At 55.0% G+C, this 14431-nt stretch carries 15 protein-coding genes and 1 tRNA gene; 5 read left to right on the top strand and 11 right to left on the bottom strand.

Going from position 1 to position 14431, the window contains the following annotated elements; all coding sequences use genetic code 11:
- Positions 1–75: 75 nt before the first annotated feature.
- Positions 76–855 carry a class II glutamine amidotransferase gene (locus ACUN8H_RS16265; protein WP_445533099.1) on the bottom strand — a complete coding sequence of 260 codons (780 nt, stop codon included), beginning with the start codon at positions 853–855 and terminating at the stop codon, positions 76–78.
- Between the two features lie 45 nt (positions 856–900).
- The gene (locus ACUN8H_RS16260; protein ID WP_445533098.1) at positions 901–1329 is read right to left on the bottom strand and encodes a hypothetical protein; all 429 of its coding nucleotides are present in this window, start codon (positions 1327–1329) and stop codon (positions 901–903) included.
- A gap of 62 nt (positions 1330–1391) precedes the next feature.
- Here ACUN8H_RS16260 and ACUN8H_RS16255 point away from each other — a divergent pair, with 62 nt between their 5' ends.
- Positions 1392–3491 (top strand): S9 family peptidase, encoded by a 2100-nt coding sequence (locus ACUN8H_RS16255; protein WP_445533097.1) that lies wholly within the window; start codon positions 1392–1394, stop codon positions 3489–3491.
- A 106-nt stretch (positions 3492–3597) separates the two neighbouring features.
- Here ACUN8H_RS16255 and ACUN8H_RS16250 read toward each other — a convergent pair whose 3' ends face one another.
- The 8 genes from ACUN8H_RS16250 to grxD all read right to left on the bottom strand — a co-directional run bounded on the left by ACUN8H_RS16250 (position 3598) and on the right by grxD (position 9700).
- Positions 3598–4053 carry a YcgN family cysteine cluster protein gene (locus ACUN8H_RS16250; RefSeq protein WP_445533096.1) on the bottom strand — a complete coding sequence of 152 codons (456 nt, stop codon included), beginning with the start codon at positions 4051–4053 and terminating at the stop codon, positions 3598–3600.
- A gap of 36 nt (positions 4054–4089) precedes the next feature.
- Complete coding sequence (locus tag ACUN8H_RS16245; protein ID WP_445533095.1) at positions 4090–4665, bottom strand: acyl carrier protein phosphodiesterase; 576 nt, start codon at positions 4663–4665, stop codon at positions 4090–4092.
- Positions 4666–4677: 12 nt separating this feature from the next.
- Complete coding sequence (locus ACUN8H_RS16240; protein WP_445533094.1) at positions 4678–4998, bottom strand: YcgL domain-containing protein; 321 nt, start codon at positions 4996–4998, stop codon at positions 4678–4680.
- Positions 4995–6131, bottom strand: coding sequence for a ribonuclease D (gene rnd, locus ACUN8H_RS16235; RefSeq protein WP_445533093.1), 1137 nt, complete (start codon positions 6129–6131; stop codon positions 4995–4997). The genes ACUN8H_RS16240 and rnd overlap by 4 nt, the downstream gene beginning before the upstream one ends.
- Before the next feature lie 46 nt (positions 6132–6177).
- A complete protein-coding gene (gene recR / locus ACUN8H_RS16230) occupies positions 6178–6783 on the bottom strand; it encodes a recombination mediator RecR (protein ID WP_290696078.1) in 606 nt (201 codons plus the stop codon).
- A 3-nt stretch (positions 6784–6786) separates the two neighbouring features.
- Positions 6787–7113 carry a YbaB/EbfC family nucleoid-associated protein gene (locus tag ACUN8H_RS16225; protein WP_290696077.1) on the bottom strand — a complete coding sequence of 109 codons (327 nt, stop codon included), beginning with the start codon at positions 7111–7113 and terminating at the stop codon, positions 6787–6789.
- Positions 7114–7172: 59 nt separating this feature from the next.
- Positions 7173–9209, bottom strand: coding sequence for a DNA polymerase III subunit gamma/tau (gene dnaX / locus ACUN8H_RS16220; protein ID WP_445533092.1), 2037 nt, complete (start codon positions 9207–9209; stop codon positions 7173–7175).
- A 140-nt stretch (positions 9210–9349) separates the two neighbouring features.
- Positions 9350–9700: a Grx4 family monothiol glutaredoxin gene (gene grxD / locus ACUN8H_RS16215; protein WP_008959532.1), complete on the bottom strand. Its 351-nt coding sequence runs from the start codon at positions 9698–9700 to the stop codon at positions 9350–9352.
- A gap of 195 nt (positions 9701–9895) precedes the next feature.
- On the opposite strand from grxD, the gene argF reads away from it, so the two are divergent.
- A complete protein-coding gene (gene argF / locus ACUN8H_RS16210; RefSeq protein ID WP_445533091.1) occupies positions 9896–10819 on the top strand; it encodes an ornithine carbamoyltransferase in 924 nt (307 codons plus the stop codon).
- A 121-nt stretch (positions 10820–10940) separates the two neighbouring features.
- Here the strand turns inward: argF and ACUN8H_RS16205 are convergent.
- Positions 10941–11016: transfer RNA gene (locus ACUN8H_RS16205), tRNA-Ala, on the bottom strand.
- A gap of 218 nt (positions 11017–11234) precedes the next feature.
- Here ACUN8H_RS16205 and uvrY point away from each other — a divergent pair.
- From uvrY to pgsA, 3 genes are all read left to right on the top strand, one after another.
- The gene (gene uvrY, locus ACUN8H_RS16200) at positions 11235–11885 is read left to right on the top strand and encodes a UvrY/SirA/GacA family response regulator transcription factor (RefSeq protein WP_445533090.1); all 651 of its coding nucleotides are present in this window, start codon (positions 11235–11237) and stop codon (positions 11883–11885) included.
- A 41-nt stretch (positions 11886–11926) separates the two neighbouring features.
- Positions 11927–13741, top strand: a complete 1815-nt coding sequence (gene uvrC / locus ACUN8H_RS16195; RefSeq protein ID WP_445533089.1) for an excinuclease ABC subunit UvrC — start codon at positions 11927–11929, stop codon at positions 13739–13741.
- 96 nt (positions 13742–13837) lie between these two features.
- Entirely contained in the window at positions 13838–14386 is a 549-nt protein-coding gene (gene pgsA, locus ACUN8H_RS16190; protein ID WP_445533088.1) for a CDP-diacylglycerol--glycerol-3-phosphate 3-phosphatidyltransferase, read from the top strand.
- The last annotated feature ends 45 nt before the right edge of the window (positions 14387–14431 follow it).

Here is a 14431-nt window from a genome sequence, read left to right as displayed (position 1 = left end):
ACGTTTCAACTTTAGCCCTAGGTAAGTCTCAGAAAAAAGTAGCACGATTCACTATAACGTAAGTCACTCAGCCCATTATGGACAGTAACGCGCCTGGATTTCTCCATCGCGCCATACTAATAGCTCACCCGGCACCATACGCTGCCATGCTTCGTTATGCGTGAGAGGCTCGGTAGCGATCACCGATACGATATCTTTAGACGTGGTGTGCTCGGCAAAATTGACCGTCATTTCCGCGTCAGAAAGCTCCGCCTCCCCAAAGGGCGCGCAGCGAGTGATATGCGCCAACTTGGTGGCGCAATAGGTGTATAAATAGCGCCCATCAGAGAGCAGCATATTGAATACGCCCAGTGCCCTGAGTTGCTCACACAGCTGATGTAACTGCTCCCAAAGCGCTTCGGGGTTCGCAGGTGGCGCTGGGAAAATGCGGCGTAGCTCACCCATTAGCCAGCAATAGGCGTGTTCGCTATCAGTGCTGCCAACCGGCGTGTAGTTTCCTAATGCTAGGCGCTCCCAGCCGCTTAATTGGCCATTATGCGCATAGCACCAGGGACGCCCCCACATCTCACGGGTAAAAGGGTGGGTATTAGCAAGCCTCACGCCGCCCACATTCGCTTGACGGATGTGACTGATCACCACGTGAGACTTAATGGGATAGTCGCAAATTAGCCTCGCGATGGGAGAATCAACCGAAGGGTGCGGGTCACGAAAATCGCGGTAACCGCCCTCTTCATAGAAGGCGATGCCCCAGCCATCGCGGTGGGGGCCGGTGCCCCCGCCACGGTGCAAAAAACCCGAAAAGCTAAAACAGATATCGGTAGGCACGTTGGCACTCATGCCAAGCAGTTCACACATACGCTTTACACATACCAGGCTCTAAATGCGTTGGTAGACCGTACATTAACCAATCACCGGCTCACGACGACGCTGGGGCGGCTGCACACTGTCATCATCCTCTTCCTGCTGAGTAACATACTCAGCATCACCAGGGCGACGCCACCACCAAAGCGCAACACCGATAAGCGCGCCTAGCGTTATGCCCAACACTAACCACATCAAGCCGCCACGTAGTGCTGCCCCGTTATTCTCCAGAAAGCCAACCGCTGCCACCATCGCCGAAGGGGCCCAACCGGTATAGAATTCACCCTCTTCAATCAGCGGCAAGCGAAAACCGGCAGGCATCCATATTGCGCCTGCGACTGCCCAGGTCAGCACTAGGCGTGGTAAGCGAGGCAGAAAAATAAACGCAAAATAGACCGCAACGATCACTAACAGCGACAGACCGTAATAACTCAACCACAGCAATGACGTGGAATTTCCAAACAGCATAATACCCCTCATGTGGGTGAACTCACCCGACGTTGATTTCCCGTTATGGTACCTATCAATTTATGAAAGCACAGCACGGCATACACTCAAGCTTACCCGCTGCGCGCTATTATCGCGCTAATGACCCGCAATGGCACTGGTTAGAAGAGCGTGATGACGCTGACACGAGCGACTTTTTAGAAGCCGCCAACCAGCAACAAGCCGACTGGTTTGCCCCGCTTGCTCCACTGGAAGAAGCGTTATACCAGAGCCACCTGGCCCGTCGCGAATTGGCCGTGAGCAGTCTTAAGACAACGCTTGACCATTTTACGTTCTGGAACGAGACCAGTGCCGAAGACGACTACCCCTGCTGGTGGCGCCACCCCAACCAGCAACCCGATCAGCCGGTCTGCTTCTTCGATGTGAGTGCCCGCGCCGCAGCCCATGAATTCTATGACATGGGTGATATGGCCCTATCACCCGATGAGCAGTGGCTAGCCTGGACAGAAGATACCCAAGGCGATGAGCGTTTTACGCTATGGCTGAAGGCGTTACCCGACGGCGACCCCGTCCAGTTACTTACTGATATTGGCGCTGGCCTGTGCTGGGCAGAGGATCAAACCGTCACTGCGGCTACCCTGCTATTCACCCGTTTTGATGACACCCAGCGCCCCGATAGCGTATGGCGTTTACCACTATGCCTGGATAACCCAAACGCCTCGCCCACACCAGCGCTTGTATTACGCGAGGAGAACACCGAGTTCTGGATTGGCATTGGCAAAACGCGCTCACGCGCCTGGCTGCTGTTCGAAAGTGGTTCAAAAGACACCAGCGAAATTCACCTGATACCCGCTCATGCGCCTGCTACTAAGCCGCTATGTATTCAGCAACGGCAAAACGGGGTCGAATACAGTATCGATCACCGTCCTGGCAGCTTTTATCGCCTGCATAACCAAGCAGGCGCTCATTTTCAGCTTGATTATCTGCCGGAAAGCCAGCTTGGCCAGCACCCCTTAACGTGGCAAACGCTCATTACTCACCGCGAAGACGCCACGCTGGAAGGCGTCGATGCCTTTTCCTGGGGGTTGATGCTGGGCGAGCGTGATCACCAGCAAGCGCAAATGCGCTTAAGGCGATTAGTCTTTGATGCGCAACATGCCTGCCAGTTAGATACGTACTTGGCGTTGCCAGAACAGCCCTGCTCACAGATGCTCGAAGATGCGCCACATTTCGATAGCCTAGTCCTGCGCCTACGCGAAGAGTCGTTTACTCAGCCGCCCAGTTGGTTCGCGCTCGACCTTACCAGCGGCGAACGAACAATACTCAAGCGGGTGCCCATTTATGGCAATCTTCAGCCCGAACAACTCACCAGCAAGCGCATCTGGGCCACCAGCCAGGATGGCGAGCGGGTGCCGGTATCAGTGGTCATGCGCGCTGATCTGGCGGACCAACCCTTACCCACCCTGCTTTATGGCTACGGCGCTTACGGCGAGGCGTTAGACCCATGGTTTTCCATTGCGCGGCTAGAGCTTTTAGAGCGCGGCGCAGCTTTTGCTGTTGCCCACGTGCGCGGCGGCGGTGAGCGCGGTGAACCCTGGTATTTAAACGGTAAGATGGCCCATAAGGAGAACAGCTTCGATGATTTCCTGGCCGCCCGGGAGGCCCTGGTGGCAGAGGGGGTAAGCGACTCGCAGCGTATAGCGGCCTATGGCGCCAGCGCTGGCGGGCTGTTGGTTGGCACCTGCATTAATCGTGCGCCTGACGCGTTCTGCGCTGCTCTTTTAGACGTGCCGTTTCTAGACGTACTGCGCACGATGCAGAACCCAGACCTGCCACTGACTACCGCAGAGTACAGCGAGTGGGGAAACCCCGAGGCGCCAGAGGTCGCGTCGCGAATCCGCGCTTATTCCCCCATGGATAACATCAAGCCACAAGCCTACCCGGCGCTTTGGATTGAAGGCAGCTGGTTTGATACGCGCGTTAGCTACTGGGAGCCCGCCAAGTTTTACGCCCAAGTGGCCAGACAGCAACAAGGTTCAGCGCCGATTCTAATGCGCACTGATATGAGCAGTGGCCACGGCGGTGCATCGGGTCGCTTCAAAGCTTGGCGCGATACCGCGCGTCAAGACGCCTTTATCCTTTGGGCGTTAGGTTTGGCGACAACCTCCGACGCCAACCCCTGAGCAAAATGCGCGAAGGCCTGCTGGGCGCCCTCACGCAGCAGGCCACGTGGGCAGTGGGCAGTATTTGGGATACGCCAAAGCAGCCCAGCGCTTAAGCCGACGATGATTACATCGGTAAGACGGCAATGATGTGCGACTCTAATTGATGCTCCGGCACTTCATCTTGAGATACGGCAAAACTGCGCACACTCACCCCTTTACGATGAACCCTCTCGGCATCATTGCTCAATAGCGGGTGCCACCCCGCCAGCTTACGCCCTTCCGCCACGCGCCGGTAACCGCAGCTTTGTGGTAGCCAAGTGAACTCTTTCACCAAAGCTGGGGTAAGCTGGGTGCAATCAGGCACTGTCTTGAATCGATTGGCATAGTCACTGCACTGACAGCTATGGGTATCTAATAAACGGCAAGCAACGTTCAGTACTGCCAACTCCTGGGTATCTTCATCGTGCAACTTTAGCAGGCAGCACTGTCCGCAGCCGTCGCACAGCGCCTCCCACTCTTGGGGTGTTAGCTCCTCAAGAGAAAAACGTTCCCAAAAACGCTCGCGCATCGCAGTTTCCATCGTTTGCTCCTTCATGACCTCGCGGAGACACTCTCCCTATGGTAATGAATCAGTGTGGCTTAGTTCTGCCAATAGCGCTGGCCACAGGATCTGAAAATCCTTCTCTAGCGCTTGGTAGTCATCGTCCAGCCAAGGCACCAATGCCGCCAATTGGTTGGGACCCGACAACCGCCGTCCTATGCCAGTAATGGCGCGGCAGGTAAAATTAAAATCCGCATAGCCTCTTAGCCAGTCCTGCTCGACAAGCACTGGCATCATTGTCGCCAACCGGTTCGGCGCTGGCCGCGCCGAGAGTAACCGATAGCAGCGTTCGACAATAGCGTCCTGTTCGGCTTGGCCCGCCGTGTCCCGAGCCAAAAAGTGATCCCAGAGCATATCCAGCGCAATGCCTGCATAACGTCGCTGAGCAACCGGGGCGCGTCGCCGTGCATTCACAACGCTTGGATGGCTATCCACCCAGGCATCCACGCGGCGATGATGGCGAACACCCTGCGCAATCGCAGCAGGCCAATCACTTAAGTCGCGCCCCTTCACCCCATCGGCAATTAAATTGCCAAAAAGAAAATCATCACTGCCCGCGCTGACAAGCCAAGCATGAGCAAGGAAATTCATAAAAAGCTGACGCTATTGATCATTTGCATCTGTATCTGCATCAACACGGGAGGCAACGTGGGCGCGATGCACGTCGAGCAAGTCAGCCTCTTTCGGGGGCGGCATCTGTAAATAGAACCCCTTGTCGTTAATCCCTTCGATCACGTCGGCTGCATTAACACGAGATAGTTTTTTATCCGCCGTGAGCAACATGGTAAAAACTGGCACAGGCTTACCGAAGGTTTCCAGTAGTGGCGCGGGCACGTCGACGAGTCCTTGACGCTTGTCGACATACAGGTACATTTCGTCTTTGCGCGAGCTTTTGAAAACTTCGCAGATCAGTTTGTCGCTCATGATGTGCGCTCCTCAAGGGCTTTGGCCAAGCAGGCATTTAAACACTCGCCTCGCCAGCCGCTGGGCCAAGACAAAGGCTCGCCAGCGAGATCCTGCATGACCAGTGTTTCAATATCACGTCGACGCATCAGCATTTCCGGCGCGACGCCCAAATCGTTGGCTTTAGCCGTCACTGCCTTTTTAAGCGCCTTGAAACGTGATTTGAACGTAGGATGCATTGGGTCTGGCCAGCGAGGCGGGAGTGCCGCTTCCTCGCAATGCTGCGCTTGCTTCACCATTGCCAAAAGCGCATCGCCCTCTTTTTTAATCAGCACTGGCTTGATACCTTCCACGTCCGCCAGCTCAAAGCGGTTGCTCGGCATCTTTTCAGCAATGGCAAACAAAAGCTTATCGCTAATGAGCCAATTGCGCGGCAAATCGCGCCGGCGTGTTTCGCCTTCACGCCAGGTGGTCATCAGTCGGTAGGCCTCCATTTGACGAGGCGTCAAACGCCAAAGTTGGCGCTGCCGGGTATACCACTGCTGGTCGTTATCTACACTTCGTCCCGCTTGCTCGATCAAGCTTGCGCACTCGGCATCTACCCAGTCACGCCGCCCCAGCATGGCAAGCTTTTCCGCTTGCAGCGCCCATACTTTTAGCAAATAGATAACGTCAAGAGCTGCATAGTGGCACTGTGCAGGCGTTAGCGGGCGCACTAACCAGTTCGAGCGCGTCTCCTCTTTGGGAAGCGTTTCGCCCACCCAAAACTCCACCAATTTTTGGTAACCCATGCCTGGGTTCTCTCCCAGAAACCCCTGCACCACCTGCGTATCAATTAATGGTGCAGGCAGCACCCCAGACCAGTGCTGGAAGACTTCGAGGTCTTCGCTACAGGAGTGGAGTAACTTAATCGCGCTATTTTGTAGCAGTGCGCGAAACGTGTCGGTACAGGGGACCGCGACGGGATCAATGAGATAAGCCTCTTCGCCCGCCGTGAATTGAATCAACGCAGGCACTGGAAAGAACGTGTTCTCTCGGAAAAACTCGGTGTCCAGGGCGATGACGTGGGCGTTAGCCACTTGATCACACGCGGCATCAAGCGCCTCTGGGGTATCAAGCCATTGATAAGAGGGAGTAAGAGAGGACAAAAGCAATCTTCCAAGTTGGCGCAAACGCGAAAGCGTTTGCGTTTAGGTAGGCTTATTCGCTAGCAAAGGGCAAACGGCCATTAAACGCACGACTCAACGTGCCGCCATCGACATACTCCAGCTCACCGCCCATGGGAACACCATAGGCTAGCCGCGAGAGTTTGACACCGTATTCGGCCAGCTGTGAGGCAATATAATGCGCCGTCGCCTCTCCTTCGATCGTAGGATTGGTCGCCAACACCACTTCTTCGATTAGCCCTTCTGCGACGCGCGCTTCGAGCAAATCAAGCCCAATGGATTCAGGCCCGATACCGTCTAACGGCGAAAGATGGCCGTGCAGCACAAAATAGCGGCCTTTAAAGCCACCGGCTTCCTCGATCGCCAGCTGGTCGGCCGGCGACTCGACCACACACAGCAGCGCATCATCGCGACGCGGGCTTTCACAGAGGAGACAAATATCGGCTTCCGTTAGCGTTCGGCAACGCTGACAGTAGCCCACTTCGTCTATCGCCTGTTGAATAACCGCCGCAAGACGCTGCCCGCCTGGTCGTTCGCGTTCAAGTAAATGCATGGCCATGCGCTGGGCCGTTTTAGGTCCAACGCCTGGCAGCACGCGAAAAGCATCCATCAACTGCTCAACGAGAGGAGAAAAACGCATTGCTTAGAACGGCATCTTAAAGCCGGGAGGAAGGTTCAAGCCTGCTGTCGCCTCTTCCATTTTTTCTTTCGAGTTAACTTCCAGCTTGCGCACCGCATCGTTAACGGCCGCGGCTAGCAAGTCTTCCAATAGCTCTTTGTCCTCTTCCATCACGCTGGGGTCAATGGACACATTTGAAACGTCGTGCCGACCATTCATGGTGACCTTGACCATACCGGCGCCCGCCTCGCCCTGCACTTCTGCCTTGGCGACTTCTTCCTGAACGCGCTGCATTTTTTCCTGCATTTCTTGGGCTTGTTTCATCAAGTTGCCCATTCCACCTTTAAGCATGGTCTGATCTCCAACGGTGTTAAAAGATAGGTCAATGTTGCCATGATATGAGCGCTAGCTTAGCGTATTTCATCGGCAGGCTTAACGCTGGATTCTATCAGCTTTGCCCCAAACGCCTGCTGTAATTTCTGTACATGGGGGTCATGATTGAGTAGATCAACCGCCTGGGCATGACGCTCCTGATTCAGTCGATCTTCTCGTTGACGGGGAGTTTCAATGTTTGTGGGCAACTCAGCGACGTAAAATGCTATTCGCCGCGGCATGCTCTGCTCTTTTAGGGCTCGCTCGATACGCGTTTGGTGTACTTCGGCCTGCATAGCCTCCTGGCTAGGGTCCAGGCGAAGAGTCAGCAAGCTGCCGTCATCACTCTCGACCAAACAGTTTCCTGCTAGGTTGCGCGTCAAACCGCCTAACCCCAGTGCGTCGAAGCATGCTAACCATCGGTCGTTATCTATCGCGCCAGCGGTGGTTGCCGGAGCAGCCTCGTCCTGGGCAGGAGTTACCTGTTCCTGGACAGGCGCAGGCGCAGGCGTTACCTGTATAGGCGAAGTGTCTAGCTCGGGAGCTATTGGCGACGCCATGTCAGACGCTGGCTGGGGCGCTGGCGGAGTATTGTCGGCGTCAACCATTTCGGCATCGACAACCCATGGCGGCGGCTCCTGGGGCGGTGCCTCTTCACTTTGAGATGGCCCTTGGACGGAAGGAGCCTGTTCAGACGCTGGCGCGGCGGGGGCCGCTCCAGGCGCTTCTGGCGGTGTAGACGTTGGCACCCCTTTTTGATCGTGCGTTTCGCTACGCTCATCACTTAGTTCTGAGGGTGGCGCAGCCGCAGCGCTTGGCGCCGGCCGCGCCTGCGAAACTGTGTCAGTCGTTGGCGCTGAACTACCCGCGGAGGTGGGCACTTGGACTGGCTGAGATGCCTGAGCACTTGCTGTTGCTTCTTCTACGGGCTCGCGACGTAGGGGCAGTGGCGTGCGTGGCGGTTTAGGGACACCTTGCGGACGAAACGCCAGCATACGCAGCAGCGTCATCTCCAAAGCGCTGCGTAGATCCGGCGCGTGGACCATATCACCACGCCCCTGAATACCGATTTGATAATAGAGCTGTATATCTTCCGCGGTAAAACGGCTCGCCAACTGCAGAACCACGTCACGGTCGCCGTGGCTATTATCCACAGCGTCCGGCACCATTTGCGCAACCGCCAAGCGGTGCAACATGCTCGACAGCTCATCCAACACAGCGGCAAAGTCGGGGCCCTGTTCTGCTAACTGCGCCACCTCTGCCAGCAAACGTTGTACGTCCACCTCGGCCAGGGCGTCGGCTAAGCCAAGAATGTGACGATGATCGAGTGTGCCCAACATGGCGGCCACATCGGCATGGCGCACCGCCCCCTGGCCAAAGGCAATGGCTTGATCAGTCAGGCTCATGGCATCGCGCATCGAGCCTTCAGCCGCTTTACCCAGTAGCCACAAGGCGCTCTCATCAAATGCGACGCCCTCCTCGCCTAACACAAAGGTGAGATGCTCCACGACGCGCTCAGGCGGCATATGTTTGAGCGTAAATTGCAGGCAGCGCGAAAGCACGGTAGGTGGCAGCTTTTGCGGGTCGGTGGTTGCTAGCAGAAATTTAACGTGAGGGGGTGGCTCTTCCAGCGTTTTAAGGAGCGCATTAAAACTGCTGGTGGATAGCATGTGCACCTCATCAATCAGGTACACCTTGTAGCGCCCTTGGGTCGGCGCATACTGAACATTGTCGAGCAGTTCGCGGGTATCTTCAACCTTGGTTCTTGACGCTGCATCGACCTCAATCAAATCGACAAAACGGCCATCATCAATAGCTTGGCAGCTGTCGCAATGCCCACAGGGAGTGGATGTAATACCTTCATCGCCACGGCCGTTGGCCGTGCAGTTTAAACATTTAGCAAGGATGCGCGCCAAGGTGGTCTTGCCCACCCCGCGGGTACCTGTAAACAGGTAGGCATGATGGAGACGCCCCTGATCAAGGGCATTTACTAGGGCGCGTTGAACATGGGCCTGACCAACGAGTTCGTGGAATGTGCGAGGTCGCCACTTGCGGGCCAGAACCTGATAGCTCATGAAGCTTTACTTCCTTCGACGGGTTAACTTACCCCACGCTGAGGACAGCGCGGGGCAAGTGCCACGGTGCATAACAAAAGGTCATTCTAGCGGTTGCACCATAGCCCGCCAACCGCTTGAGGCGGAGTGCTCGGCAACCGTTAAGCGTTATCTCCACCCTCTGCGGCACCTGCGCGCTCAGCGGCAGCTTTAACCAGTTTTTCCAACTCACCGTTTTGATGCATTTCCACCACGATGTCACAGCCACCGACTAGCTCGCCTTCTACCCATAATTGAGGGAATGTCGGCCAGTTAGCGATTTTAGGTAGTTCAGCGCGAATGTCCGGGTTATCCAGCACATTAACGAACGCAAAGCGCTCACCGCAGCTCATCAAGGCTTGCACGGTCTGGGCGGAAAACCCGCACTGTGGCAACTGTGGCGACCCTTTCATGAAGATAAGGATCGGGTTTTCGCTGATTTGACGCTGAATGTTTTCGGCGGTAGTGCTCATACAATGTCCTCGCTTGTTGATGGCCGATGCTCACTCTCTACGTTCTTGAAACATAGCACTAGAGCGTAGCAGTTTAAAAAGTACCTGAGTAAAGCGCTCGGCTTTAAAGTGTGGGGCTATTCTACGCATGCCGTTCGCGTTGCGCATCCCCTGCCGCATAGCTAGGATAGTGTTTTTGCGCGGAGAGAAGCCCTTATGGCGACACGCCATTTCCTGACCTTGTTAGATTTGACCCCGGATGAGCTGAATTATTTGATTCAGCGCGCCATTACCATCAAGACCGAATTAAAGGCTCAAGGTCCTGTTTACACGCCACTTCCCAACCGCACTTTGGCGATGATTTTTGAAAAATCGTCAACGCGTACCCGCGTATCGTTCGAAACGGGCATGGCACAATTCGGGGGTCACGCACTCTTTCTCTCCCCCCGCGACACCCAGCTAGGTCGTGGTGAACCGATTGAAGACACCGCCCGTGTCTTATCAGAAATGGTCGATGCGGTTATGATCCGCACTTTCTCCCACGCGGGGCTGGAAACCTACGCCAGCGCCAGCAGCGTCCCCGTCATTAACGCGCTCAGCGATGACTACCACCCGTGCCAATTACTTGCCGACGTAATGACCTGGACCGAGCTGCGCGGCAGTGTAAAGGGGCGCACGGCAGTATGGATTGGCGATGGTAACAACATGTGCCATTCATGGATCAATGCAGCCCGTCAGTTCGATTTTCACCTGCGCATATGCTGCCCGAAAGGCTATGAGCCACGTGCTGACATCATGGCGGCGGCAGGCGATCACGTCACGTTGCTACATGACCCACAAGCTGCGGCGAAAGGTGCTGACCTGATCACTACCGATGTTTGGGCCTCTATGGGCCAGGAAGAGGAACAGGCCAAACGCGAAGCCGATTTCTCCGGCTTTCAAGTCACCGAAGCGATGCTTGATCAGGCAAATCAAGAGGTGCTGTTCCTGCATTGCCTGCCAGCCCACCGCGGCGAGGAAATCAGCATGACCCTGCTTGACGATCCACGCGCAGCGGTCTGGCAGGAAGCGGGCAATCGCCTGCATGCACAAAAAGCACTGATCGAGTTTTTACTATTGGGCAAAGTGGCCAACCAGTAATGCAAGCAGCTTAGTAGCACGTAAAACGAAAAAAGCCTCGTTAATCAACGAGGCTTTTTTGCAATAAACTGGTATCGAAAATCAGGTCTTCTATCGGAAATAGAATCGTGTATATAAAACATGGTGGAGCCTAGCGGGATCGAACCGCTGACCTCAACACTGCCAGTGTTGCGCTCTCCCAGCTGAGCTAAGGCCCCGTATACCGCGCTTTCCTACAGCGAGGCGGATACTACGATGATCACCTAACTCGGTCAAGTTTTCGAACCATCAGCGCTAACTAATTCTCCTTTGTCGCCAGCTGTGGCACTCTATAGGCAGTTAATAAGATGCATTTAGTAAGATGCAGTTAGTAAGATTGAGTAGCCTACAAGGCCAACGCCTGAGCCCATGATGTTTCCATGCAGGAGCCTGTCCATTGATCAGCGTCCTTATCGCCGATGACCATCACCTAGTAAGAACTAGCATTGCTCATCTGCTAAACGAAGAGTGCGACATTAAAATTGTGGGCGAGGTCGACGACGGTGAAAGTGCGGTGTCACAGTGCCGCCATCTAAAGCCTGATATCGTGCTAATGGACATACGCATGCCGGGCATCGGTGGCCTTGAGGCCACACGCCGCATTCATCGCACCATGGAAGACGTCAAGGTGTTGATCCTAACTGCCCACATGGAAGACAGCGTGTTGCGGCGCATGCTGGAAGCTGGCGCCTCCGGCTTTTTAAGCAAAGGCGCTGACGCGATAGAAATGACCGACGCCATACGCCAAGTCTTTCATGGGCGGCGCTATGTCAGTCAGGAAATTGCGCAACGCTTGGCACTGTCGCACTTTACCAATGAGGACAATCCTTTTAGCCATCTTTCTCATCGTGAGCTACAGATTGCCCTGATGATTGTTAACTGCCAGCGCGTGCAAGATATCTCTGATCGTCTACATTTAAGTCCTAAAACGGTAAACACATACCGCTATCGACTGTTCGATAAACTTCAGGTGGCCACTGACGTTGAGCTGACGCATTTAGCGCTACGCCACGGGCTGGTCGAAGGGTTTGACGCTACCCAGATTTAACCCCATCCTCCCCTGCTGTTATTGGGTACCGATACACAGATATGACCTTTGATTCGAAACAATTCCTGAGCTCGGTCAGCACCTCTCCAGGTGTTTATCGCATGCTTGATGCGCAAAGCAACACGCTTTATGTGGGTAAAGCAAAGCGCTTAAAAGCGCGTCTTGCCAGTTATTTTCGTGGCCAGCTAAATACCAAGACCCAGGCCATGGTGGGACGCATCGCTGATGTCCAGGTCACCGTCACCCGTACGGAAACCGAAGCGCTTCTGCTCGAACAGACACTCATCAAACAACTGCGTCCGCCTTACAATATTTTATTGCGCGACGATAAGTCCTATCCATTTGTCTTTGTCACCGACCGCCACCCCTACCCGGCACTTGAGTATAAGCGCGCTCGCCAGCGTAGCGACGATGGCCGCTATTTAGGCCCTTACCCCAGCAGCGGTGCTGTACGGGAAAGCCTAGCGCTGATGCAAAAAATATTTCTTATCCGTAACTGCGAAGACAGCGTATTTGCACACCGCTCGCGCCCCTGTTTGCAGTATCAGATTCAGCGCTGCAGCGCGCCTTGCGTGGACTATATCTCTGCCGAAGACTACCAGCGCGACGTTGAACACGCGGTGATGTGCCTGGAAGGCAAAAGCGAGAACGTGACTCAAGAGTTAATGGCCGCCATGGAAGTGGCCAGCAAAGCGCTTAACTTTGAGGAAGCCGCTCGTCTACGCGACCAGGTTCAGCAGCTACGCCAGCTTCAGCAGCGTCAATTCGTCGACACCGGCGGCGGTGATGCCGACATTTTCGCCCTGGCACAGCGACCCGGCGCAATGGGTGTTTCAGTATTAAGCGTCCGCGATGGACGCCTGCTGGGCGCTCGCCATCACACGCCAAAAAACGACCTGGATCTTCCGCTAGAAACGTTACTCACCGAGGTGGTGAGCCAATACTATTTTGGCCAACCGCATAATGTTCCCAGCGAAGTGATTACCAGCCATCCACTCGACGATAGCGAACTGATCGCCGAGGCGCTGACCCAACAGTCGGGTAAGCGCATACGCGTCACCAGCCAAGTACGCGGTCACCGTGCCCAGTGGCAACAGCTGGCGATTACCAACGCGGAGCAGCAATTGGCGTCGCAGCTTGCCAATCAAACGCAGCTTACTCAGCGCTTTACCGCCCTACAGAAAGCACTTGGCTTGGAAGAAACACCTCAACGTCTGGAGTGTTTTGATATTAGCCATAGCCATGGCGAAGCGACCGTTGCCTCGTGTGTGGTGTTTGACCACCAAGGGCCGCGTAAAAGCGATTATCGCCACTTCCGCATCGAAGGAGTGGCCGCAGGCGACGATTATGCGGCCATGCAGCAGGCACTCACCCGACGATTGAAGCGAGTAAAAAACGGTGAGGCGGTCGCACCCGACATACTGATCGTGGACGGTGGTAAAGGGCAGCTCAACATGGCCCGTGAAGTATTCAAGGCGCTCGAGATCACCAACATCATTTTACTGGGTGTCGCCAAAGGCACCACGCGTAAAGCGGGGCTTGAGAGTTTATTCCTCGAAACGGCCGATAATCCGCTCGATCTGGACCCAGCCTCACCGGCCCTACATTTAATACAGCACATTCGTGATGAATCGCACCGTTTTGCGATTGCTGGCCACCGCGCCCAGCGTGACAAAGCAAGGCGTACCTCTACGCTGCAGGATATTCCTGGCATTGGCCCTAAGCGCCGGCGGGAGCTGTTGCGATTCTTTGGCGGCCTGCAGGGCGTACAAAAGGCCAGCCAGGATGAACTTGCCCGCGTCCCGGGTATCAATGCCTCACTGGCGAAGAGTATTTATCGGGCGCTAAATGGATAAAGCGCCTCTTGGCATAGATGCTATCGGCCAAGGGGGATAGAATGAGCCCCAGACACTTCGAATCCTCTGATTTTCCGGCAAGGATCGCACCCTGCGATGAATATACCCAACATACTGACACTGGCAAGAATTGCCTTTATTCCGCTGCTGGTGGTGCTGTTTTATCTACCCTTCAGTTGGAGCATGCCTGTCGCCGCTGGCCTCTTTGCGTTAGCTTCAGTGACCGACTGGCTGGATGGTTATCTAGCGCGGCGCTGGAATCAGTCAACGCCTTTTGGCGCGTTTCTAGACCCAGTGGCCGACAAACTAATGGTTGTCGTGGCCCTTGCGTTACTCATTGAGCGATACGACACCTTGGTACTCACGCTTCCAGCGCTAGTGATTATTGGCCGAGAAATCGTCATTTCGGCATTACGCGAGTGGATGGCCGAAATGGGCAAGCGGGGCATGGTGGCCGTGTCATGGGTAGGCAAACTGAAAACAACGCTGCAGATGGTATCGCTGTTGATCTTACTGGCGCTTCCACCAGCACAGCCGCTTGCGCTATTAGGGATTGTTGTTCTCTATGCTGCAGCGATCCTAACCCTGTGGTCGATGATTCAGTACCTGAAAGCCGCCTGGCCACATCTAAGCCGCTCGATGTAAGCTGCTGATAAGTAGATAATGAATACGCAATAATTCATTGATTGA

Source organism: Vreelandella sp. V005 (assembly GCF_052645115.1).
This window is presented reverse-complemented; position numbering and strand designations above follow the sequence as displayed.